The sequence below is a fragment of the Halomonas sp. 25-S5 genome, from assembly GCF_029889845.1.
Lineage (GTDB): Bacteria > Pseudomonadota > Gammaproteobacteria > Pseudomonadales > Halomonadaceae > Halomonas.
This window is the reverse complement of the sequence record NZ_JARANV010000009.1, coordinates 1-23,749: the sequence shown is the minus strand read 5'-3', so window position 1 is coordinate 23,749 and position 23,749 is coordinate 1. Positions and strand designations below refer to the sequence as shown.

The 23,749-nt window shown below is 65.6% G+C and carries 20 protein-coding genes and 1 pseudogene; 9 read left to right on the top strand and 12 right to left on the bottom strand.

Going from position 1 to position 23,749, the window contains the following annotated elements:
- Positions 1-77: 77 nt before the first annotated feature.
- Positions 78-1,511 carry a TolC family outer membrane protein gene (locus OP498_RS08390; RefSeq protein WP_280549694.1) on the bottom strand — a complete coding sequence of 478 codons (1,434 nt, stop codon included), beginning with the start codon at positions 1,509-1,511 and terminating at the stop codon, positions 78-80.
- A 161-nt stretch (positions 1,512-1,672) separates the two neighbouring features.
- Between OP498_RS08390 and OP498_RS08385 the strand changes: the two genes are divergently transcribed.
- From OP498_RS08385 to OP498_RS08350, 8 genes are all read left to right on the top strand, one after another.
- On the top strand, positions 1,673-2,596 hold the full coding sequence (locus OP498_RS08385) for an alpha/beta hydrolase (RefSeq protein WP_280553229.1): 924 nt from the start codon (positions 1,673-1,675) through the stop codon (positions 2,594-2,596).
- Between the two features lie 65 nt (positions 2,597-2,661).
- Positions 2,662-3,786, top strand: coding sequence for an ABC transporter permease (locus tag OP498_RS08380; RefSeq protein WP_280553228.1), 1,125 nt, complete (start codon positions 2,662-2,664; stop codon positions 3,784-3,786).
- Between the two features lie 17 nt (positions 3,787-3,803).
- On the top strand, positions 3,804-4,589 hold the full coding sequence (locus OP498_RS08375) for an ATP-binding cassette domain-containing protein (RefSeq protein ID WP_280553277.1): 786 nt from the start codon (positions 3,804-3,806) through the stop codon (positions 4,587-4,589).
- 2 nt (positions 4,590-4,591) lie between these two features.
- On the top strand, positions 4,592-5,530 hold the full coding sequence (locus OP498_RS08370) for an MlaD family protein (RefSeq protein ID WP_280553227.1): 939 nt from the start codon (positions 4,592-4,594) through the stop codon (positions 5,528-5,530).
- On the top strand, positions 5,527-6,150 hold the full coding sequence (locus OP498_RS08365; RefSeq protein WP_280553226.1) for an ABC-type transport auxiliary lipoprotein family protein: 624 nt from the start codon (positions 5,527-5,529) through the stop codon (positions 6,148-6,150). Before OP498_RS08370 ends, OP498_RS08365 begins: the two co-directional genes overlap by 4 nt.
- A gap of 76 nt (positions 6,151-6,226) precedes the next feature.
- Positions 6,227-7,303: an HlyD family efflux transporter periplasmic adaptor subunit gene (locus OP498_RS08360; protein WP_280553225.1), complete on the top strand. Its 1,077-nt coding sequence runs from the start codon at positions 6,227-6,229 to the stop codon at positions 7,301-7,303.
- A complete protein-coding gene (gene rbbA, locus OP498_RS08355) occupies positions 7,300-10,068 on the top strand; it encodes a ribosome-associated ATPase/putative transporter RbbA (RefSeq protein ID WP_280549682.1) in 2,769 nt (922 codons plus the stop codon). Before OP498_RS08360 ends, rbbA begins: the two co-directional genes overlap by 4 nt.
- 1 nt (position 10,069) lies before the next feature.
- The gene (locus tag OP498_RS08350; RefSeq protein WP_280553224.1) at positions 10,070-11,194 is read left to right on the top strand and encodes an ABC transporter permease; all 1,125 of its coding nucleotides are present in this window, start codon (positions 10,070-10,072) and stop codon (positions 11,192-11,194) included.
- Between the two features lie 78 nt (positions 11,195-11,272).
- On the opposite strand, the gene OP498_RS08345 is transcribed toward OP498_RS08350, so the two are convergent.
- Positions 11,273-12,259: a lipid A deacylase LpxR family protein gene (locus OP498_RS08345; RefSeq protein WP_280553221.1), complete on the bottom strand. Its 987-nt coding sequence runs from the start codon at positions 12,257-12,259 to the stop codon at positions 11,273-11,275.
- A 293-nt stretch (positions 12,260-12,552) separates the two neighbouring features.
- Here OP498_RS08345 and OP498_RS08340 point away from each other — a divergent pair, with 293 nt between their 5' ends.
- On the top strand, positions 12,553-12,864 hold the full coding sequence (locus OP498_RS08340) for an NGG1p interacting factor NIF3 (protein WP_280553220.1): 312 nt from the start codon (positions 12,553-12,555) through the stop codon (positions 12,862-12,864).
- A 66-nt stretch (positions 12,865-12,930) separates the two neighbouring features.
- Here the strand turns inward: OP498_RS08340 and tal are convergent, their stop codons facing one another.
- From tal to OP498_RS08290, 10 genes and pseudogenes are all read right to left on the bottom strand, one after another.
- Entirely contained in the window at positions 12,931-13,881 is a 951-nt protein-coding gene (gene tal / locus OP498_RS08335) for a transaldolase (protein ID WP_280553219.1), read from the bottom strand.
- A 28-nt stretch (positions 13,882-13,909) separates the two neighbouring features.
- Positions 13,910-15,391, bottom strand: a complete 1,482-nt coding sequence (xylB, locus tag OP498_RS08330) for a xylulokinase (protein ID WP_280549676.1) — start codon at positions 15,389-15,391, stop codon at positions 13,910-13,912.
- Positions 15,391-16,875: a mannitol dehydrogenase family protein gene (locus OP498_RS08325; RefSeq protein ID WP_280553217.1), complete on the bottom strand. Its 1,485-nt coding sequence runs from the start codon at positions 16,873-16,875 to the stop codon at positions 15,391-15,393. Before OP498_RS08325 ends, xylB begins: the two co-directional genes overlap by 1 nt.
- 52 nt (positions 16,876-16,927) lie before the next feature.
- Positions 16,928-17,551 (bottom strand): nucleoside/nucleotide kinase family protein, encoded by a 624-nt coding sequence (locus OP498_RS08320; RefSeq protein WP_280553216.1) that lies wholly within the window; start codon positions 17,549-17,551, stop codon positions 16,928-16,930.
- Between the two features lie 92 nt (positions 17,552-17,643).
- Positions 17,644-18,435 carry an L-iditol 2-dehydrogenase gene (locus OP498_RS08315; protein ID WP_280553215.1) on the bottom strand — a complete coding sequence of 264 codons (792 nt, stop codon included), beginning with the start codon at positions 18,433-18,435 and terminating at the stop codon, positions 17,644-17,646.
- A gap of 58 nt (positions 18,436-18,493) precedes the next feature.
- A complete protein-coding gene (locus OP498_RS08310; RefSeq protein WP_280549670.1) occupies positions 18,494-19,180 on the bottom strand; it encodes an HAD-IA family hydrolase in 687 nt (228 codons plus the stop codon).
- A gap of 11 nt (positions 19,181-19,191) precedes the next feature.
- Complete coding sequence (gene ugpC, locus OP498_RS08305; RefSeq protein ID WP_280553214.1) at positions 19,192-20,337, bottom strand: sn-glycerol-3-phosphate ABC transporter ATP-binding protein UgpC; 1,146 nt, start codon at positions 20,335-20,337, stop codon at positions 19,192-19,194.
- 12 nt (positions 20,338-20,349) lie between these two features.
- Positions 20,350-21,240, bottom strand: coding sequence for a carbohydrate ABC transporter permease (locus OP498_RS08300; RefSeq protein WP_280549666.1), 891 nt, complete (start codon positions 21,238-21,240; stop codon positions 20,350-20,352).
- A 17-nt stretch (positions 21,241-21,257) separates the two neighbouring features.
- Positions 21,258-22,148: pseudogene (locus tag OP498_RS08295) on the bottom strand (sugar ABC transporter permease).
- A 72-nt stretch (positions 22,149-22,220) separates the two neighbouring features.
- A complete protein-coding gene (locus OP498_RS08290) occupies positions 22,221-23,537 on the bottom strand; it encodes a sugar ABC transporter substrate-binding protein (protein ID WP_280553213.1) in 1,317 nt (438 codons plus the stop codon).
- Positions 23,538-23,749 lie beyond the last annotated feature (212 nt).

Sequence of the window (23,749 nt, the reverse complement as noted above, 5' to 3'; positions counted from 1 at the left end):
GTTCCCGTTGGCGTCGTCAGAGGTAAACGAATCTTACATCCATACATGTATGGATGTAAATATTAGGCTGCTAAACATCATTCCCGGGGACGCGGCGGCTCGCCGATCTCCATGGCCCCGTCGTAGCTATCACTATCTTCCGGTAGGGTGAAGGAGACGCTGCCGCCGTCCAGCCAGGCGTTGACCTCCTCCACGGCCGGCACGTCCAGGGTCCCGGACTGCTGGCGCAGGCTGAGCAGGTTGATCACGTAGTCGTAGCGGGCGCTGGCATGCTCGGCGACGGCGTTGTAGAGGTTCTGCTCGGCATTGAGCACGTCGACGATGTTGCGGGTGCCCACCTCGTAGCCGGCGCGGGTGGCGTCCAGGGCGCTCTGGTTAGAGACGATAGCCTGGGCGCGCGCCTCCACGGTGGAGACGTCGTTGCTGACCTGGGTAAAGCGCGACCGGACCTGCTGGACGGTATCGCGACGCTGGGACTCGAAGTCGTACTGGCTGGCCTCCAGCCGGTAGGTGTTCTGGCGGATGCTCGCCTGGGTTCGGCCGCCGGTATAGAGCGGCATAGTGGCACGCAGGCCGATCTGACTCATCGAGTTGTGCCCTTCCACCACATCGCTATCGCTGTCGTCGAACTGGTAGTTGGCGAAGGCGTTGAGCGTCGGCAAGCGCTGGGCGCGGGCGATCTCGACGCTGCTGCGCGAGACCTCGACACCGGCCAGACTCGCCAGCACCAGGGGGTTGTTCTCCATGGCCAGTTCGACCCAGTGATCACGATCGGCGGGGGTCGGCGGCTGGATCGGCATCTCGTCTCCGAGCATGTCGATGCGGGAATAGCGCTGGCCGGTCAGGCGCTCCAGGACCTCGAAGCGCACCTGCAGGTCGCTCTCGGCAGCGATGCGCTCGGCACGTGACTGGTCGAAGGCCGCCTTGGCCTCCTCCACCTCGGTGATGGCAATCAGCCCCACCTCGAACTGCTCGCGGGCCTGCTCCAGCTGGCGGCCGATGGCCCGCTCCTGGGCGCGCCGCGCCTCCAGCACCTCGTAGGCCCGCAGTATCTCGAAGTAGGCCGAGGAGACGTCGATCAACACCTGCTGCTCGGTGGCGGCCAGCTGATAGGTCTGCTGGTCGATCTGGCGCTCGGCCTGCTCGACCTCGCGGGAGTTACGGGCATCGAACAGCGCCTGGGTGGCCTCGAGGCTGAGCCTGGCCGTATTGTAAATATCGTCCCCGGCCGTCCCGCTACCGGAAACCGCGCCCGACCCGCGCTGGCTCTCGTACTGGCGGTTGTGGGTCGCATCCGCCGAGGCATTGACCTGGGGCAGCAGGTCACCGCGCTCCACATCCCGCCCTGCCGCGACGCTGTCGGTCTGTGACCGGGCCGAGGCCAGCTCGGCATTGTTCTCCAGGGCGTCCCGGGTGATGGTCAACAGATCGGCCGCCTGCAGGGGCGTGGCGAAGGCCGACGCGATCAGTGCCGGCAGCAGGGCACGACGAAGGGTGCGGTGACGAGTCATCGGGTCATCCTCGGTTTCTGGTCGGACAGCTTTACATACATTGTCGCATGTTTGGGTAACGAATCCACTGCCGAACCGTCGGGAATTGTGGATCCTTGACGAAAGCCCCGGGAAACTCCGCTATGCTGCCATGCAGCATAGCCCACTGAGGGAGAACGCCCATGGACGCTCTGGAACTCGTCAGGGTGAGAGAGCTCGAGATCGCCGTGCGCATCTGGCACCCCGAGGCACCGCGTACCGTCATCGCCTGGCACGGCCTGGCCCGCCACGGCGGGGACTTCGAGGACTTCGCCCGCGTGCTGGGCCCCGACTGGCGGGTCCTGGCCCCGGACACCCCCGGACGCGGGCTGTCGAGCTGGTCGCTCTACCCCGCCCACGACTATCTCTACGCCCACTACATGAAGGTAGCAGTGGCGGTGCTCGACCACTTCGGCCTCGAGCAGGTGCCCTGGGTGGGCACCTCCATGGGCGGGCTGATCGGCATGCTGATGGCCGCCGAGCCCGAGACGGCAGGGCGCATCGAGCGGCTGGTGCTCAACGACGTGGGCCCGGAACTCGACCCCGAGGGCCTGGCGAACCTGGCCAGCTACTTCGGCGTACCCCACCGCTTCTGCCGCTTCGGCAAGCTGGAGGCCGAGCTCAGGCGCCACTACACGGGCTTCGGCATCGAGGGCGACGACGCCTGGCGACGCCTCGCCCTGGGCAGCGCCCGGCGCCTGCCCGACGGCAGCTGGACCTACCACTACGATCCGCGCATCGGCGAGCAATTCGTCCTCGACACCCCCCGCGACACCTGGGCCGACTGGGCGGCGATCCGCTGCCCGCTGATGGTCGTGCGCGGCGCGGACTCGCCGCTGCTCAAGGCCGAGAGCGTGACCCGCATGACCGAGGCTCAGCCCGGCCTGGTCAGCCTCGAGGCGCCCGGCTGCGGACACGCCCCGATGCTCGACCGGAAAAGCCAGGTGCGCCCCATCGCCGCCTTCCTCGACCGGCCCCACCGCCGCGTGCTGCCTGGCGGTGTCGGCGGCGCCCTGGCCTGGTGGCAGCGCGGCCTGCGCTGGCTGAAGGGGGCCGGCGCAGGTTGAGCTAATGTAAAGGCACGCGGGCTGATACCATCGGCCACCATGACGCACCCGAGACGCCATTGCCCATGACCGAGCCGGGCCACATCGACCAGCAGGACGGCCGCCTGGCCATCGCCGGGGACTGGACCCTGGTGCACTACGCGACCCTGAAGCGCCAGGTCGAGCGCCTGGCGCAGGCCCGCGAGCCCTCCCCCGAGGGGGTCGATCTCGAGCGGCTCGCCGCCCTGGATACCGCCGGCGCCGTGCTGCTGATGGAGCTGGTCGGCGCCGGCCCCCTCGCCGCGATCGACGACTGGGCCCCCGACCTGCCGGCGACGCGCCGCACCCTGCTGCGCACTTTGGGCCAGGCCATGGCCGACAACCAACCGCCCGAAGCGCGCCGCGTCCGGCCGCTGAGGGACAGCCTGGCGCGGACCGGCCAGCTCATCGAGGGGCTCTGGCAGCAGCAGGGACAGCTGCTCGGCTTCATCGGCCTGACCCTCGCGACGCTGGCCGCCACCGCCTGGCGACCGAGCCGCTGGCGGCTCACCTCGGTGGTGGCCCAGCTGCACCAGACGGGCCTCAACGCCCTGCCCATCGTCGCCCTGCTGACCTTCCTGGTGGGCGCCGTGATCGCCTTCCTGGGCGCTACCGTGCTGCGCGACTTCGGCGCCACCATCTACACCGTCAACCTGGTCGCCTTCGCCTTCCTGCGCGAGTTCGGCGTGCTGCTCGCTGCCATCCTGCTCGCCGGTCGCACCGCCAGCGCCTTCACGGCCCAGCTCGGCGCCATGAAAGCCAACGAGGAGCTCGACGCCGTGCGCACCCTCGGCCTGGACCCCATCGAGCTGCTGGTGCTGCCGCGGGTGCTGGCGATGATGCTGACCCTGCCGATCCTCACCTTCGTGGGCATGCTCAGCGGCCTCCTCGGCGGCGCCCTGGTCTGCCTGCTGGCCCTGGACATCTCCCTCATCCAGTTCCTGGCCATCCTGCAGCGCGACATTCCCCTAGAGCACTTCCTGGTAGGGCTGTCCAAGGCGCCGCTGTTCGCCTTCCTGGTCGCGGTGATCGGCTGCCTGGAGGGCTTCAAGGTCAGCGGCAGTGCCCAGTCGGTGGGCGAGCACACCACCTCGAGTGTGGTGCAGTCGATTTTCGTGGTGATCCTGCTAGATGCGGTGGCGGCGCTGTTCTTCATGGAGATGGGCTGGTGAGCGTGGCACAAGCGCCGATGAGCGACGCACCCCTGATCCGGGTCCGCGGGCTGGCCAACCGCTTCGGCCAGCACAGCGTCCACGAGGATCTCGACCTCGACCTCTACCCGGGCGAGATCCTCGGCGTGGTCGGCGGTTCGGGCACCGGCAAGTCGGTCCTGCTGCGCAGCATCGTCGGCCTGCTGCGGCCCAGCGCCGGGCAGATCGAGGTGTTCGGCGAGGACCTCCTGGGTCTCTCGGCCCGGGAGCGCTCCCAGGTGGAGCGCCGTTTCGGGGTGCTCTTCCAGCGTGGGGCACTCTTTACCTCGCTGACCCTGCAGGAGAACGTCGCCCTGCCGCTGATCGAGCATATCGGACTCTCCCGCGCCGATGCCGAGACCCTGGCCCGGGTCAAGCTGGCGCTTGCCGGCCTGCCCGGGGAGGCGGCGATCCAGTATCCTGCCGAGCTCTCCGGTGGCATGATCAAGCGGGCGGCCCTGGCGCGCGCCCTGGCGCTCGACCCGGAGGTGCTGTTTCTTGACGAGCCGACGGCGGGCCTGGACCCGATCGGCGCAGCGGCCTTCGACCGCCTGATCCTGACCCTGCGCGACGCCCTGGGGCTGAGCGTCTTCCTGGTCACCCACGACCTGGACACCCTCTATACCGCCTGCGACCGGGTGGCCGTGCTGTCGCGTGGCCGGGTGCTGGTCGCCGATTGCCTTGACGTCGTCTCGGCCACCGACGACGACTGGATCCACGACTATTTCCATGGCCCCCGAGGCCGCGCCGCCCAGCGGGCGGCCCACCCGGTGGAGGAGCCCTGACGATGGAACCCCGCGCCCACCACGTGCTGATCGGGCTGTTCACGGTGATCACCCTGGGCAGCGCGCTGCTGTTCGCCCTGTGGCTCGGCAAGTCCAGCGTCGATCGCGACTATGCCTGGTACGAAGTCGGCTTCAACCGCGCGGTCAGCGGGCTCTCCGAGGGCAATGCCGTCCAGTACAGCGGCATCGAGGTCGGGGATGTGGTCAGGCTGCGCCTCGACCCCCGGGACCCGCGCCAGGTGCGGGCGCTGATCCGCGTCTACAGCGACGTCCCGATCAAGCAGGACACCCGCGCCAGCCTGGCGTTGGCCAACATCACCGGCACCATGAACATCCAGCTGCTTGGCGGCACCCCGCAGAGCCCCCGCCTGGAGGGCGACCGCGACGATCCCCCGCTGATCCAGGCCGAGCCCTCGCCACTGAGCTCGCTGCTCTCCAACAGCGAGGAGCTCTTCGCCCAGGTGGATCAGTTGCTGACCAATGCCAACCGGCTGCTCTCCGAGGAGAATGCCGAGAGCCTGACGCGCACCCTGGGCAACCTGGAGGTCGTCTCGCAGGCGCTTGTCGACCAGCGCGCTGCCCTCGGCGAGGCCATGGCGCGCTTCGGGCAGGCCGGCGAACAGCTCGAGGCGTCCCTCGAGAGCGTCAGCCGCCTGGGCGAGACCGCCAACGGGCTGCTCGACGAGGAGGGTCGCGCGACCCTGCAGAGTGCCCGACGCGCCATGCAGTCGCTGGAGGCCACTACCGCCCGGCTGGACCGGCTGACGGCCCGCCATGAAGGCTCCCTGGCGCGGGGCCTGCAGGGCGTGGGCGAGCTCGACCCGGCCATGCGCGAACTGCATGCCACGCTGCGCGCCCTCAACCGCCTGGTGCGGCGCCTCGAGGAGAACCCGGCCGATGCCCTGCTGGGCCGCGACGCGATCCAGGAGTTCACCCCATGAACCTACCCGCCATGCCACGACGCGCCAGGGCACTGCCGGGCCTGCTGATGGCCCTGCTGCTGGCGGGCTGCAGCCTGCTCCCCGAGCAGGAACCGCTGCGCCTCTTCACGCTGCCCGAACCGTCGATTTTGTCGTCTCATGAGGTCACCCGCGACCTCACCCTGCGGGTCGACACGCCGAGCGCCGGGTCGCCGCTGGATGGCCCGCGCCTGCTGGTCATGCCCTCCCCCGGGGAGTTCCAGGCCTATGCCGGGGCACGCTGGAGCGACGATGCCCCGCGGCTGCTGCGCGACCACCTGATCGCGGCCTTTCGCAACGACGGCCGCCTGGCCGCCGTGGTGGACGACGCCAGCCGGGCGCGCAGCGATGCCACCCTGGTGAGCCACCTGGGGGCCTTCCATAGCCGCTACCGCGAGGGCGCGCCCGAGATGGTGCTGCGCCTCGAGGTCCAGCTGCTCGACGAGGCCAGCCGCGAGGTGCTGGCCAGCCGCCGCCTCGAGGCGGTGGTGGCGAGCGACGGCGACAGCCTCAACGCCGTGGTCGCGGCCTTCGCTCGCGCCGCCGACCGGCTCGCCTTCGAGCTGGTCGACTGGACCGTGGCCCAGCTTGCCACGTCATGATGGCCATCCCATCGATGCAGAGTCTCGATACGTAACGTTAGCCGCTTAACCAACCATCAATCGTGGATGCGACAATATGAAGACAAGCCATAAAAGCAAGCTGATCAAGGGTCTGGCGGCCATTGCCGCTGTTGGCATCGCGGCCTGGCTGGTCTGGCGGGAACTGCAGCCCGAGGGTCCCGGCGAGGGCATCACCAGCGGCAACGGGCGCATCGAAGCCACCGAGATCGATATCGCCACCCGGGTCGCCGGCCGCCTCGACGAGGTACTGGTCGACGAAGGGGATTTCGTGGAGCCTGGCCAGATCGTCGCTCGCATGGATACCGACACCCTGGAGGCCGAGCTGGCCCAGGCCAGAGCACAGAACCGCCAAGCAAAGAATGCCCTGGAGACAGCCCGAGCCATGGTTGCCATGCGCCAGAGTGAGCTTGAAAGCGCACGAGCCGTGGTCAACCAGCGCCAGGCAGAGCTGAACGCCTCACGCAAGCGCTACGAGCGCTCGGCCAGTCTGGTGGAGCGTAATGCCATCTCTCGGCAACAGTTCGACGACACCCTGGCCGACTACCAGAGCCAGCAGGCCGCTCTGGCCTCGGCCAATGCCCAGGTGCTCTCCGCCCAGGCCGCTATCCGCGCTACTGAATCCCAGGTCATCGAGGCCGAGTCGCAGGTGGAAGCCACCCAGGCTGCGATCCAACGCATCGAGGCCGAGCTGGAGGACAGCAAGCTCAAAAGCGACCGCCTGGCTCGCGTACAGTTTCGAGTGGCCGAACCCGGCGAGGTGCTGGGTGCCGGGGGCAAGGTAGTCAACCTGGTCGACCTCACCAAGGTCTACATGACCTTCTTCCTGCCCACCAGCGAGGCAGGCCGGGTTGCCATCGGCGACGAAGTGCACCTGGTGCTGGATGCTGCCCCGGACTATGTAATTCCCGCCAGGGTCAGCTTCGTATCCAGCGTGGCCCAGTTCACCCCCAAGACCGTGGAAACCGAAAGCGAACGGCAGAAGCTGATGTTTCGCGTTCGCGCCCAGATCGATCCGAACCTGCTGCTCGAGCATATCGATCAGGTCAAGACGGGCCTGCCCGGCATGGCTTACCTGAAGCTCGACAGTGACGCCACCTGGCCCGAACACCTCAAGGTCAATGTCATTCCATGAACCAAGAGACGCAGCTCGTCGCCCAAGTCAGCACACTTACCTTGCGCTACGGCCGCACCATAGCCCTGGACGCGCTGGACCTGGCCCTGCCGGCCGGATGCATGGTCGGGCTGATCGGGCCGGATGGCGTCGGCAAATCCAGCCTGCTATCGCTGCTCGCCGGCGCCCGCAAAATCCAAGAGGGTACGGTCACGGTGTTGGGCGGCGACATGAGCAACAAACGCCATCGCAACGAGGTCGGCCCGCGCATCGCTTACATGCCACAAGGGTTGGGCAAAAACCTCTATCCGACGCTCTCCATCGAGGAGAACCTGCAGTTTTTCGCGCGTCTATTCGGCCACGGCGCCAGAGAACGTCGGCGTCGCATCGACGACCTGACCCGCAGCACCGGGCTACTCCCCTTCCTCGAGCGCCCCGCCGGCAAGCTTTCCGGCGGCATGAAACAGAAACTGGGGCTATGCTGCGCGCTGATCCACGACCCTGACCTGCTGATTCTCGACGAGCCCACCACCGGGGTCGACCCGCTGGCCCGCTCCCAGTTCTGGGAGCTGATCGCCCGCATCCGCGGCGATCGCCCGCAGATGAGCGTGATCGTCGCTACCGCCTACATGGACGAAGCCCAGCGTTTCGACCGGCTGGTGGCCATGGACGCCGGCAAGATACTCGCCACCGGTTCTCCCCAGGAACTACTGACACGCACCGGCAGCGACTCATTGGAAACCGCCTTTATCGAGCTGCTGCCGGAAGAGAAAAAGCGTGGCTACAAGCCGGTGGATATCCCACCGCTGGAACTGGATGACGGTGAAGCCGCCATTGAGGCTCAGGAACTCACCATGCGTTTTGGCGACTTCACCGCCGTCGACCATGTCAGTTTCCGTATCCGGCGCGGCGAGATATTCGGCTTCCTCGGCTCCAACGGCTGTGGCAAGTCGACCACCATGAAGATGCTCACCGGACTGCTGGCCGCCAGCGAGGGGCGAGCCTGGCTATTCGGTCAGGAGGTCGATCCTCACGACATCGCCACCCGCCGACGGGTCGGCTACATGTCGCAGGCCTTCTCGCTGTACGGCGAACTCACGGTGCACCAGAACCTGGTGCTGCATGCACGTCTGTTCCAGATCGCAAAGCAAGACATACCGGCAAGAGTCGCAGAGATGGTCGAGCGTTTCAGTCTCGATAACGTCCTCGACGCCCTACCGGAGAACCTCCCTCTGGGTATCCGTCAGCGGCTTTCCCTGGCGGTCGCGATGGTTCACAAACCCGAGCTACTGATTCTTGATGAACCCACCTCGGGGGTCGACCCCATTGCCCGCGATGCTTTTTGGCGCCTGCTGATCGAACTGTCGCGCCACGACCGGGTGACGATCTTCATCTCCACCCACTTCATGAACGAGGCCGAGCGCTGCGACCGCATGTCGATGATGCACGCAGGTAAAGTTCTGGATAGTGACACCCCGGCGGCGCTGGTCGAAAAGCGAGAAGCGGCGACGCTGGAGGACGCCTTCATCGGTTATCTGCTCGAGGCTGGCGCCGATCAGGAGAGTTCCACACAGGAGACCTCGCCCCAAGAAGCCGTCTCCCCTTCGGATACCCCACTCGTCGCCAAAGAGACGCATCACGGCGCACCACGCCACCGACGCTTCAGCCTGCAGCGGTTGCTCAGCTATATGTGGCGCGAAACCCTGGAGCTGCGCCGCGACCCGGTGCGCGCCACCCTGGCGCTGGTCGGCTCATTGATCCTGATGTTCGTGATAGGGTTCGGCATCAGCATGGATGTCGAGGATCTCAGCTATGCCATCCTCGACCGGGACCAGAGCTCCCTCAGTCACGATTACGCGCTGAACCTATCGGGTTCGCCCTACTATTTCAGCGAACGCCCACCGCTTGAGGACTATGCGGAGTTGGATCGGCGTATGCGCAGCGGAGAGCTGGCCCTGGCGATCGAGATTCCCCCGGGGTTCGGTCGCGACCTGGTGCGCGGCCGTCACGTCGAGATCGGGGCCTGGATCGACGGCGCCATGCCTCAGCGCGCCGAAACCGTGCAGGGCTATGTACAGGGCATCCACCAGCAGTGGCTTAAGGAGCAGGCAAGGCAATCCGGAGCCGCGACTGCTGCCGCAACTGCCAATATCGAGAACCGCTACCGTTACAATCCCGACATTCAGAGCCTGCCCGCCATGGTGCCTGTGGTGATTCCACTGTTGTTGCTGATGCTGCCGTCCATGCTCACCGCGCTCTCGGTGGTGCGTGAAAAGGAGATGGGGTCGATCATCAATCTCTACGTCACGCCGGTCACCCGCGCCGAGTTCCTGATCGGCAAGCAACTTCCCTACATCGGCTTGGCAATGATCAACTTTCTATTGATGGTTGGGCTTGCGATCACGGTGTTCGGTGTGCCGATCACCGGTAGCTTCCCGGCGCTGGCGCTGGCAGCTCTGGTGTTCTGTATCATCGCCACCGGCATGGGCCTGCTGGCCTCGACCGTCACCCGCAGCCAGATCGCCGCCATGTTCTTCACCATGATCGGCACGCTGATTCCCGCCATCCAGTTTTCGGGACTGATCGATCCGGTCTCGTCGCTAGAGGGTATCGGGCGCTTTATTGGCAACATCTACCCGGCAAGCCACATGTTCACCATCAGCCGCGGCGTATTCAGCAAGGGGCTGGATCTGCGCGACCTCATCGGTTCGTTCCTGTCGATGCTGCTGTCGGTACCCGTGATCATGGGCATGGCGATCACTTTACTCAACAGGCAGGAGAGCTGACATGCACAGGATTGCCAATATTTACCGCCTGGGCATCAAGGAGTTCTGGAGTCTATTGCGTGATCCAATAATGCTGGTGCTGATCGTCTACGTATTCAGCATTGATGTCTACACCACCGCCACGGCTATGCCCGAAACACTGAACAAAGCTCCTATCGCGATTGTTGATGAAGACGACTCGCCGCTCTCCACCCGGATTATCTCGGCCTTCTACCCACCCCAATTCGTACGCCCGAAAATCATCACCTTCCCGGAAATGGATTCTGGTATGGATGCCGGGCACTTCACCTTCGCGCTGGTCATTCCGGCCAATTTCCAGCGTGATGTACTGGCAGGACGTACACCCGACATTCAGCTCAATATCGATGCCACCCGCATGAGCCAAGCCTTTGCCGGCAACAACTATGTACAGCAGATCGTCATGGGCGAGGTCAACGAGTTCGTGAAGGGCTATCGTGCAAGCCCTGTTCCTCCCGTCGAGCTGAGACTACGGGCACGCTTCAATCCGAGCCTTGAAAAATCATGGTTCGGTTCGCTGATGTCAATCATCGACAACGTCACGATGCTCTCGATCATCCTGACCGGGGCAGCGCTGATCCGCGAGCGCGAACACGGTACCATCGAGCACCTGCTGGTGATGCCAGTGACACCAACGCAGATCATGCTGGCCAAGGTATGGTCGATGGGGGTCGTGGTCTTGCTGGCAGTAGCATTATCACTGACCTTCATCGTACGCGGCCTGCTTCAGGTACCGATAGAAGGCTCGGTAGCCCTGTTCCTGGCTGGTGCGGCCCTTCATCTGTTCGCTACCACCTCAATGGGCATCTTCCTGGCGACACTGGCCCGCAGCATGCCCCAGTTCGGCATGCTGATGATCCTGTTTCTGCTACCGCTGCAGGTGCTATCCGGAAGTGTCACGCCGCGCGAAAGCATGCCTGAACTGGTCCAGAACATAATGCTGCTGGCACCTACGACCCACTTCGTCGAGCTGAGCCAGGCCATTCTGTTTCGCGGTGCCGGCATCGGTGTCGTCTGGGGACAGTTTCTAATGCTATTGGTGATTGGCAGCGTACTATTCACCATCTCACTGGCTCGCTTCCGCAAGACCATCAGCCAGATGGCCTGAAGATGACGACAATCCCCCTTGGAGATGCTCTCAGGGCCGGCCTAGCCTCGGAAGCGCGCGAGCCCGGACGTTACCGGTTCAAAACCAGCGCGACAACATGAGGGAACCGAAGGTGTCTTGCGAATCCTGCTGGGTGAACTCATCGGTGCGCCAGGCATAAGAAAAGGAAAACTGCCAGCGGTCCCAGGTCAACGCCAAGCCGGCAAGGGCATCGCCTACCCACTCCTCACGCTCTACCGAGTGGCTTTCCGTAAAGGTGTTGCCGTCGAGCAGAAGATTATGGGCCATGTAGCGGCCTTCCAGAGATGCAAAGGCATACCAGCTAAAGCCCTGATCGGGATGGAAAGAGGCCCAGCCCCCTTGGGCGGGGGCAATGGCGGGAATTCCCAAGCTGCGCTCGAGGTTCTCCCCGAAACGCAGCCCCAGCCCAGTCGACGCATAGGTATATAGGTTCCCCACAGAAAACCCGGTTGCAGGACCATACTCCACCTGATAACCGTCAAGGCTGAACCTATCGATCCAGGCATGCTTGTAGGCAAGGTTGACGACCGGTTCATTATCGAGTTGGTGGTCCCAGCCTCGCGGTTCGGTGGACGAGACCAACTCATGATATTCACGCTGGATCCACTCGGCACCGGATGCCGGTCCGACAATGCCCACGTCCATATTGAGACTTCTGACTTCATGCCAGCCACGGTGCGGGATCTGATCGAACAGCGATACTCCCCCGAGAAGAAGCCCTGCATAGGGACGGTCATCCTCTATCAACCACGGAATGCTGATATCATCCGGCGTATATATCTGATGGCTGAGTCGGTATGCCCCACTCTCCATGCTGCTCCCTCGCCAGCCGGGCAACCGCTCGGCCAGCCCCCGCAGCCAGTGATCGTTGCCCGGTTCAAACGACCAGATGAGCTCAACCCCGTTGGAATAATGGCCGTCATCGCCATTATTGGAATAGCTATCGTTCTCGGACTTGAGCGTCAAGAGCCCCGACCCGGCAGCCGACACCGGCATCGATGCCACCAACAACACTGACCACCACACCGCTCCCCTGGCTTGCATGCAATGCTCCTGTCTGGCACCTGTAACAAACAACCATGAATGTATGTTCAGTAAACCTAGCAACACCGCCCATGAGGGTCAATGCCGTATTGATTACCGCTCAATTCTTTTACAGACAATCAGCATGCCCCGACTTCCAGGTGGTTCACGACTTCAGCATGGCCAGGTCCACCGCCGCGTAGTAGCGCGAGCCCACCGGCCAGCGCTTGCCGATGTGATGTTCGCAAAGGCTGACGATTTTGCCTCGATATGGCACAAGGAGGGTACACCCACAGCAGAGAGGAGCTGGGACCATGTACAAGCTGGCGTTTTTCGTGCCCGTGGCCGACGCCGAGTCCGTCAAGGAGGCCGTCTTCGCCACCGGGGCGGGACGCATCGGCGACTACGAGGCCTGCTGCTTCCAGACCCGGGGCACCGGACAGTTCCGGCCACTGGAAGGCGCCGACCCGCACATCGGGCGGGTCGGCGACCTGGAGCGGGTGGAAGAGCTGAAGGTGGAGCTGGTCTGCGAGGACGCCCTGATCGCTGAGGCGGTGGCAGCCCTGAAGACGGCCCATCCCTATGAGGAACCCGCCTACGACGCCTGGAAACTCGAGGCCTTGTGAGCCTTCCTGCGACGGTGGCCCCGACGCCAGGCGCCGGGTCCGCCGGTGGCTGAGCGCGGGCCGCGCTCAGCCTAGCCGTTCGGCGAGACGCGCCTCCAGGGTGCGCTGGTCCTCGTCGAAGCGGCGGATGCCCTCGGCCAGCTTGTCGTTGGCCATGGCGTCCTGGTTGTGGCCCCAGCGGAACGTGGGCTCGTCAAGCGGCGCGGGACGCTCGCCGACGGCGGGGATCTCCACGCCCCGGGCGACCTCGCCCTCCTCGGCCGAGAGCTCCTCAAGCAGCGCCGGCGAGATAGTCAACCGCGGGCAGCCGGCCAGCGCCAGCACCTGGCCGAGGGTGCGGAAGCTCGCCCCCATCACTACGGTGGCGTACCCGCCACGTCCGACCCGCGCGCAGACACCGCGCACGAAGCGCACCCCGGGGTCCTCGTCCGGCGCATAGTCACGGCCGGTGGCCTGCTTGTACCAGTCGGTGACCCGGCCGACGAAGGGCGAGACCAGGAAGACCCCGGCATCGAAGCAGGCCTGGGCCTGGGCATCGCTGAACAGCAGGGTCAGGTTGCACTGGATACCCTCCCTCTCCAGCACCTCGGCGGCACGGATGCCCTCCCAGGTGGAGGCGAGCTTGATCAGTACGCGATCGCGGCCCACGCCGCGTTGCTCGTAGGATTCGATCAACTCGTGTGCCTTGCGGATGCTGGCCTGGGTATCAAAGGAGAGGCGGGCCGCCACTTCGGTGGAGACACGGCCGGGCACGGCCTTGGCGATCTCGCTGCCCATGGCCACGGCGAGACGGTCCACGGCATGCTCGGCCTGGACCTGACGGTCGCGGGTCTCGGCCTTGACCGCGGCCAGCTCTTCCTCGATCAGCGCCTGGTAACCGGGCAGGTCGAAGGCCTTGAGGATCAGCGAGGGATTGGTGGTGGCATCGTGGGGCCGGTAGCGCTGGATGGCGTCCAGGTCACCGGTGTCGGCGACCACCAGGGAGCGGCGTTTCAGGGCATCGAGTCGTGTCGTCATGGAAGGCTCCAGAGAAGTGAGACGGTCATCAGGTCAGAACGGCATGGCGCTCGGCCAGCCGACGGCGATAGCGGGCATAGACCTCTCGATAGGCATCGACATTCGCCGGATCGGGCTCGGCTCGCGAACTTTCATCGAGGTGCACCAGGCGCGCGCAGAGATCGGCCAGCTCGCCGCCCTGATGGCACCAGGCCGCCTGCAGGGCGGCGCCCAATGCCGCGGCGTCGGCGATCTCGGGGCAGATCACCCGGCTGCCGGTGACGTCGGCCACCATCTGACGCCACACAGGGCTGCGCGAGCCACCGCCAATCAGCCGGATCTCGCGCAGTCCTTCGGCCAGGCGACCGAACTGATCCAGGCCATAACGCAGGCCCAGGGTGGCGCCCTCCACCACCGCCCGGCACAGGTTGGCCTGGGTGGTGTTGACGCTGGTCAGGCCGTCAAGGCTGGCGGTGGCCTCGGGCAGCATGGGCACCCGCTCGCCATTGAAGAAGGGCAGCAGGGTGGCGCCCTCGGCGCCGATGGGCGCAGCGGCCACCCGCTCGCCGAAGGTCACCAGGTCGAGACCCAACAGCTCGCGGATCCGCGTGGTCGCCGAGGTCACGTTCATGGTGCAGACCAGCGGTAGCCAGCCACCGTGGCTGGCGCAGAAGTTGGCGACCATGGCGTTGTCGGGCACCACCGGCTCGGGGGAGAAGGCGCACAGGGTACCGGAGGTGCCCAGACTCAGGGTCACCAGGCCCGGGCGGATGTTGCCGGTGCCGATGGCGCCGAGCATATTGTCGCCTCCCCCACTGGAAACCAACACATGGTCTGCCAGGCCCAGCTCGCGGGCCACTTCGGGGCGCAGCGTGCCGGCCGGTTCATGGGCGTGGATCAACCGGGGCAGCACCCGCTCGGGGTCGAGCTCCGGGGCAATCTCGGCGAGGACGTCGTGGCGCCAGCGCCGGGTACGGGTGTCGAAGTACCCGGTCCCCGAGGCGTCGCCGGCCTCGGTGACCCGCTCGCCGGTGAGCCAGAAATTGAGATAGTCGTGGGGCAGCAGCAGGCTGGCGACGCGCCGGTAGGCCTCGGGATGCACCTCGCGCAGCCAGGCGATCTTGGAGGCGGTATAGCCGGTCTGCAGCACCAGGCCAAGCTTGTCGAGGCAGCCCGCTTCGCCACCGAGGCGCTGGATCAGCGCGGCGTTCCAGGCCGCCGTCTCGGTGTCGCACCACAGCTTGGCCGGATGCACCGGCTCGCCCTGCGCGTCCAGGGCCACCAGGCCGTGCTGCTGGCCAGAGACGCCCAGGGCACGGATCGCCCGGGGGTCGATGCCGGTCATCGCCAGCACCTCTCCAAGGGCGCCGCGCAGCGCGGCGATCCACTCGCCGGGGTCCTGCTCGCGGCGTCCGCCCGCCCCCTCGTCCAGGCGATGCGGCCGGCTCGCCTCGCCAAGGACCCGTGCACGGTCGACATCAACCAGTACCACCTTGGTGCTCTGGGTCCCGCAGTCCACTCCGATGTACATCATAGGCTCCCGTGTTCGACCAGCGCTTCAAGAGTAGCCCGGGCCCCCTGGCGGTGCAGGCTTTCCAGCGCTTGGACATAAGCCTGGCGGAAGCGTGGGTCCTCGGCCAGGTCACCGAACAGCTCGCGGTTCTCGATAAAGGCAGTGGGATGGTCGTGGTTGCGGGCCGCAATGGCCATCAGCTCGTCCTTGAGGCGGTCGACCACGGTGATCGCCTCGCCCTGCTCATCGACGCCCTCGGCGTAGCGCGCCCAGCTCGCCACCACGGCCGCCGAGCGATGGAGTTCGCCACCGCTCTCGATCTGCTGGCGAATCACCGGCACCAGCCACTTGGGAATCCGATCCGAGCTCTCGGCGCAGAGTCGCGCCAGGGTGTCCTTCACCTCGGGGTTGGCGAACCGCTCGATCAGGGTCAGCCGGTAGTCTTCGAGGTCGATGCCCGGCACCGGCGCCAGGGTCGGCGAACCCTCATGGCGCATGTAGCCGAGCAGGAAGTCGACGAACAGCGGGTCCTGGCACACCTCGTGGGCATAGCGGTAGCCGGCCAGGGTGCCGAAGTAGGTCAGCGCCTGGTGGCTGGCGTTGAGCAGGCGCAGTTTCATCAGCTCGTAGGGCACCACGTCGTCCACCAGCTGCACGCCGACCCGCTCCAGCGGCGGGCGGCCGGCGACGAAACGATCCTCCAGCACCCATTGGGTGAAGGGCTCGCAGACCACCGGCCAGGCGTCCTCGACGCCGAAGCGTTCGCCCAGCTCGGCGATGTCGGCCTCGCTGGTGACCGGGGTGATGCGGTCCACCATGGCGTTGGGGAAGGCCACCGAGGTCTCGATCAAGGCGGCCAGTGCCGGGTCCCGGGCGCGGGCGTAGGCGGTGAAGGTCTCCCTGGCCACATCACCGTTGCCCTGGATGTTGTCGCAGGACATCACGGTGAAGGGGGCGATGCCACGCTCGCGGCGCCGCGCCAGGCCCTCGACGATCAGCCCGAAGGTCGTCTTCGGTGTCGCGGGATGCGCCAGGTCGTGGCGGATGTCGGGGTTGTCGAGGTCGAACTCGCCACTCACCGGATGGAAGTTGTAGCCGCCCTCGGTGACGGTCAGCGAGACGATGCGGATCGCCGGGTCGGCCATCCTCTCGATCACCGCCTCGGGGTCGTCGGGGGCGAACAGGTAATCCACCACGCTGCCGATGACCCGCGGCTCGCGGCGACCATCCGGGTGCTTGATCACCAGGGTATAGAGGTAATCCTGGGCGGCCAGGGCATCGCGCATGCGGCGATCCCCGGCCATCACGCCGACGCCGACGATGCCCCAGTCCAGGGCCTCGTCACGACTCATCAGCGCATCAAGATACATGGCCTGGTGGGCGCGATGGAAGCCGCCGACACCGAAGTGGACAATCCCCGGCGTGAGGTCACGACGGTCATAGTTGGGCAGCGCCACCTCGGCGGCCAGTTTGCCCAGGTTGTCGTTGTTGAGTCGGGTCATAGGGAGTCTCCGGCCGAGCCAGGCTCGGCTTGGTGGGCCCGGGGCATGGAGGTCAGCGCCACACTATGTCGGGCGGAATAGAGTGCGACTTGACCAGTCGCGCGTTGGGCATGTCCTTTTGTCGCGCCTTCTCCAGAGCGCTGACAGGATCCTGGCCCATATCGATCCAGCGCTCGAAGAGTCGCTGTTCCAGGACGTCGTCGGCCACGTCAAGCAGCACCCTCAGGTCGAAGAGGCCATGCAGCCCGGTCCAGGGTGCCTGGTCGAGCAGCAGGTAGTTGCCCTCGACGATAACGATGCGCTGCTCGAGGGTGATCAGCCGACCGCCAGCACGGGCCAGATCCAAGGGGCGGTCGAACACAGGCACCGCGACAGGCCGGTCGGAGCGGCGAATGCGCTCGAGGTCGACACGCAGTCCGTCGACATCGAAGGTGTGCGGCGCCCCTTTCACGGGCACCAGGTCATCGGGTTCCAGCACGGCGTTGTCGTAGTGGTAGCCATCCATCGGCACCACCGCGGCCTGGCCGGGCAGGCGGGCATTGATGGCCTCGCGCAGCCGCGCCGAGCGGTAGGACTTGCCACCCCCCGGCGGGCCGGCCAGGGCCACCAGGAAGCGCGAGCAGCCCTTGGCAGCCTGGATCAGCCGCTGTGCCATGGCATCGAGTTCGGGATTCATGGGACTTCCTCGGGTTCACATGACGGAGCATCATGATCACTCGCCGCATCGTTCTCGCCTACCATGGGAAGGCAGGTCGGCGGCATTCGTCCTCAGCTCATCCAGTTGCCGCCATCCACGTTGAGGGTCTGGGCGACCACATAGTCGCTGTCGTCGCTGGCCAGGAAGACCGCGGCGCCACCGTAGTCGTCGGGCCGACCCATGCGACCGGCCGGTACCGCCTCGCCCACCAGGCGCTTCTTCTCGCCGAGGGGGCGGCCCTCGTAGCGGGCGAAGAGCGCATCTACCTCCTCCCACATCGGGGTGTCCACCACTCCGGGGGCGATGCCATTGACGTTGATGCCGTGCCGGACCAGGTCCAGGCCACAGGATTGGGTGAGGCTGATCACCGCCGCCTTGCTGGCGCAGTACATGCTCACCAGCGCCTCACCACGGCGCCCCGCCTGGGACGCCATATTGATGATCCTTCCGCCCTGGTCACGCTCGACCATGGCCTTGGCGACGGCCTGGAGAGTGAAGAACAGGCCCTTGACGTTGACGGCGAACTGCTTGTCGTAGCTCGCCTCGGTCACCTCCAGCACCGGGGCCATGTCGAAGATGGCGGCGTTGTTGACCAGGATGTCGATGCCGCCGAAGCGTTCCTTGATCTGCTCGATCATGGCGTCGACCGAGGCCCGGTCACAGACGTCCAGACGCACGCCCATCACCCGCGCAACGTCGCCACCAGCCTGGTCGGTGAGGGAGTCTAGGGCCTCGTCGATGGCGCCCTGATCGATATCGGCGACCACGACATTGGCGCCTTCGGCCAGATAGCGCTGGGCGATGGCCAGGCCGATGCCTCGGGCACCGCCGGTGATAACGGCAATCTTGTCTTGAAGCTTCATGTTGTCATCCTTTTTGCTGTTGTGGGTGAGCGGGTCAATGGAAGAAGGGAGTCAGGGGTCAGGAGCGAACCGACTTCCGGCAGGTACCTCGCCACAGCTGAATCAGCTCGGCGAGGCCACTCATGTGTGTCAGTACCTGCCAGGCGCCGGCCTCCTGGAGGCGTTCGGCCTGGCCCGGCTGCACATGGCTGGCCCCGGTGAAGCCGATCACCGTCATGCCGGCAGCATGGGCCGCGGTGACACCCGAGACGCTATCCTCTACCACCAGGCAGTCCCCGGGGAGGCGTGCCAGCTCACCTGCCGCCAGGTGGTAGAGATCGGGGGCGGGCTTGGGACGGGCCACCTGGTCCGCCGTGAACACCGGCGACGCCTCAAGCAACCGATCCAGCCCGGTGGTCGCCAGGGAGGCCAGCACCCGCTGCCGGCGGCTGTTGGAGACCACCGCCTTGGGCAGGTCGATGGTGGCGATCGCCTCGGCCACCCCCGGCATGGCCTGGAGCTCGCGAACCAGTCGCGCCTCGATGGTGTCATCCACCAGGGCAGTGGCCGCCGGCGGCAGGCGATGCACGCTCAGCCCCTCCAGGTGGCGCAGGATGTTGCCCGTGGTCATGCCCAACGCCTGACGCAGTACCGTGTCGGCATCGAGGTCGGGCAACCAGTCGCCGAGCAGTTCCACCAGCGTCGCCTCGGCAATGGTCTCGCTGTCCACCAGCACGCCATCGCAATCGAAGATCAGGGTGTCCATGAGCACATCCGTCACAGGCTGTCGGCGTCGGAGGCGACGCGGTTGTCCCGGCGCGTCAGGCGCGCGAGGGGGTGCTGGTGCAGGCTGGGCAAGGCCAGGCCGCTGGCATCGAAGAGATGGGCCCGCTCCGGCTCGAAGCCGAAGCGCACCTTGTCGTGGACACGATGCGCCACGTCGCCATCGGCCATGATGGTGACCATCAACTCACCCATCTGCACGTATAGCGAGGTCTGGCCGCCCAGCCGCTCGAGGACCTGAATCTCCCCTTCCAGCGGCCCCTGGTCATCGAGCAGCAGGTGCTCGGGACGGACACCGAGTTCCAGGGCCGAATCGACCGCCAACTCGCTGCCATCCGCCGGTACGCTGCAGGTCCCGCCGCCGGGCAGCCGGATCTCGACCCCCTCGGCGTGAGTCCGCTCGAGCCCGACCTCCAGGAAGTTCATCTTCGGCGAACCGATGAAGCCGGCCACGAAGCGGTTGCAGGGATGGTGATAGAGCTCCATGGGCGAGCCCACCTGCTCCACCTCGCCGTCATGCAGCACCACGATCTTGTCGGCCATGGTCATGGCTTCGATCTGGTCGTGGGTGACGTAGATCATGGTGGCGTCAAGCTCCTCGTGAAGCCGCGCCAGCTCGATGCGCATCTGCACGCGCAGCGCCGCGTCGAGGTTGGAGAGCGGCTCGTCGAACAGGAAGATGCTGGGGTTGCGGACGATGGCCCGGCCGATCGCCACGCGCTGGCGCTGGCCACCGGAGAGCGCCTTGGGCTTGCGATCCAGCAGCGGTTCGAGCTGCAGGATCTGGGCCGCCTCGAGGACCTTCTGGCGGCGTTGCTCCTTCGGCACCTTGGCCAGCCGCATGCTGAAGCCCATGTTGTCTTCGACGGTCATGTGCGGGTAGAGCGCATAACTCTGGAACACCATGGCCAGCCCACGATCGGCCGGGCCGACGTCGTTGATGCGCTGCCCATCGATGACGATATCGCCGGAGGTAGCACTCTCCAGGCCGGCGATCATGCGCATCAGGGTCGACTTGCCGCAGCCGGAGGGGCCGACGAAGACCACGAACTCCTTGTCGTTGACCTCCAGGTCGATGCCCTTGATGACGTGAGTGTCATCGAAGCTCTTGGTGATCTGCTTGAGTTGTAGTGTTGCCATGGGGAAATTCCTTTACTTGACGGCGCCAAAGGTCAGGCCGCGTACCATCTGCTTCTGGGTCATCCAACCGAGAACGAGGATGGGGGCGATGGCCATGGTCGAGGCCGCGGAGAGCTTGGCCCAGAACAGCCCCTCGGGACTGGAGAAGGAGGCGATATAGGCGGTCAGTGGCGCTGCGTTCGATGAAGTGAGGTTGAGGCTCCAGAACGCCTCGTTCCAGCTCAGGATCACCGACAACAGGCCGGTGGAGGCGATGCCCGGCAGGGTCAGCGGCATCAGCAGGAAGAGCACTTCCTGCAGCGTGCTGGCGCCATCCATGCGCCCCGCCTCGAGGATGTCCTTGGGCATGTCCTTGAAGAAGGTGTAGAGCATCCACACCACGATCGGCAGATTCATCAGGGTGTAGACGATGATCAGGCCGGTGCGGGTATCGAGCAGACCCACGTCGCGGAAGATCAGGTAGATCGGCACCAGCACCCCGACCGACGGCAGCATCTTGGTGGAGAGCATCCACAGCAGCGTGCCCTTGGTGCGCTTGGTGGGCAGGAAGGCCATCGAGTAGGCGGAGGGGATGGCGATCACCAGCGCCAGCAGCGTCGAGCCGAAGGCCACCGCGACGCTGTTGAGCGCGTAGCGGGCATAGCCCGAGCGGTCTTGGACCGCCTGGTAGCTCTCCAGGGTCGGCGAGAAGATCAGGCTGGGATCGGCGATGGCCGCCGCTTCGGTCTTGAAGCCGGTCAGCACCATCCAGAAGATCGGGAAGAAGATCACGCAAGCGATCGTCCAGCCGAGCACGGCCAGGCCGAGCTTCCTGATGCCGGGCGAGGCCAGCAGGGAGGGCCGGGCCGCCAGCGGGATCGCGGCAGTCTCCGACCCGGGTTGCTTGGTTCTTGAAGTAGTCATGAGCGGCTCCCGTTGCCCTAATCTTCCAGGTTCTTGGCCACCATGCGGACCAGGAAGATGGCGACGATATTGGCCAGGATGATCGCGATCACCCCGCCTGCGGAGGCCATGCCGACGTCGAAGTCGAGCAGGGCACGGATGTAGATCAGGTAGGCCAGGTTGGTAGTGGCAAGCCCCGGACCGCCCGAGGTGGTCACGAAGATCTCGGCGAAGATGGTCAGCAGGAAGATCATCTCGATCATGATCACCACGCTGATCGCGCGCTTGAGGTGCGGCAGGGTGATGAAGAAGAAGATCGCCACCGGGCCGGCCCCATCCATGCGCGCCGCTTCCACCTGGTCCTCGTCTAGCGACTGCATGGCGGTGAGCAGGATCAACAGGGCGAAGGGCAGCCACTGCCAGGCCACGATGATGATGATCGAGGTCAGCGGCAGCGAGGAGAACCAGTCGACAGCCGGCAGGCCGAAGGACTCGGCGACCCAGGAGAGCACCCCGTTGGAGGGGTGCATCATCATGTTCTTCCACACCAGGGCGCTGACCGTGGGCATGACGAAGAACGGCGAGATGGCCAGCACCCGGGCGATGCCGCGCCCGGCGAACTCCTGCTGGAACAGCACCGCCAGCAGGGTGCCACCCACCACGGTGATCGCCAGCACCCAGCCGACCAGCAGCAGGGTCGTGCCCATGGCCGACCAGAGGGCGGGATCGGTGAACAGGTATCGGTAATTTTCCAGTCCGGCGAAGCCGGTCATGCCGGGCATCAGCAGGTTATAGCGCTGGAAGGAGAACTACAGGGTCATGCCCAGCGGCACCAGCATCCATATCAGTAGCAGGGTGACGGCCGGCGCCTGCAGCGACAGGGTCCTAAGACCCCCGACGGTGCGGCCGGAAGCGCGTGTCTTGTTCATGAGATTACCCGCGAAACCAGGTAGGGAAAGGGACCCGGCCGGGGCGACCCGGCCAGGAGCAGCTGAGCTGCGTCAGTCGTCGAGGTAGCCGGCACGTTCCATGGTGCGCTCGGTGGCCCGCTGGGCACTCTGCAGGGCCTGTTCGACGGTCGAGTCACCGGTCAGGGCCGAGGCCACCATCTGACCCACCCGGGTACCGATGGACTGGAACTCGGGGATGCCGACGAACTGCACGCCGATGTAAGGGCTCGGCTTCAGCGTCGAATCGGTGGGATCGGCGCTGCGCATCGCCTTGAGCACGAAGTCGGCGAAGGGTGCCGCGTCGCGGTACTGCTCGTTGGCATAGGTGGACTCACGGGTGCCGGGCGGCACGCTGGTCCAGCCCTCGGTCTCGCCGACCAGTTCGATATACTCCTGAGAGGTGGCCCATTGGATGAAGGTGCGCGCGGCCGCCTGGTTCTCGGAGGTGGCCGGGATCGCCAGCGCCCAGGACCACAGCCAATGCGAGCCCTTGGGAGTCTTGGCCACCGGTGCCGGTGCGAAGCCTACCCGGGTGGCGAAGTCGGGATCGTCGTAGAGCTTGCCGGCTGCCGAGGTCGCATCCACCCAGATCGCGCAATTGCCACGCGAGAACAGCGCCAGGTTCTCGTTGAAGCCGTTGGAACTGGCCCCGGGCGGGCCATAGTCGTTGAGCAGGTCGACATAGAAGCCGACTGCCTCCTGCCATTCGGGAGAGTCGAGCTCGGGGTTCCAGTCCATGTCGAACCAGCGTCCACCGAAGGTGTTGACCAGGGTCGAGACGAAGGCCATGTTCTCGCCCCAGCCCGGCTTGCCGCGCAGGCAGATGCCGGCCAGCTCGTTGTCGGGATCATTCAACTGGCCGGCCCAATCGCGCACCTCGTCCCAGCTCGGCTGCTCGGGCACCTCGATGCCGGCCTCGTCGAAGAGGTCCTGGCGGTAGTACATCATCGAGCTCTCGCCATAGAACGGCAGCGCATGCAGGGTGCCCTCATGGGAAAGGCCGTCGCGGACCGACTGCAGCAGGTCATCGACCTGGTAATCCGCGGGAAGATCATCAAGTGGTGACAGCCAGCCCCGCTCGGCCCAGATCGGGACTTCGTAGGTACCGATGGTCATGACGTCGAACTGGCCGCCGCCCGTGGCGATATCGGTGGTCATGCGCTGGCGCAGCACGTTCTCTTCCAGCACCACCCAGTCGAGCTCGATGTCGGGGTGGGCCGCCTCGAACTCCTCGGTGAGGCTCTGCATGATCACCATGTCGTTGTTGTTGACCGTACCGACCGTGATCTCGGTCTGTGCCTGGGCTTGGGAGGCGGCGGCGACGGCCACCGTCAGGGTGGCCAGCGGCAGGGCTCGGGTGAGCTTCATGATGGGCTCCTCTCGGGACTCGTGTTGTTGTGTGTCAGGCTAATTTGATCAATTTGATCATCGATCAATCAAATGATCGGACACGAGTCCACAAAAAGCAACCTGATTACTCATGTTGATCAGCCACCATTCCGCCAGCTTGTCCTATACTGAGGTTATATCCAGTAGAGGAGGTGACGTCATGGCACGCAACCCGATCCAGTTTCAGCCCG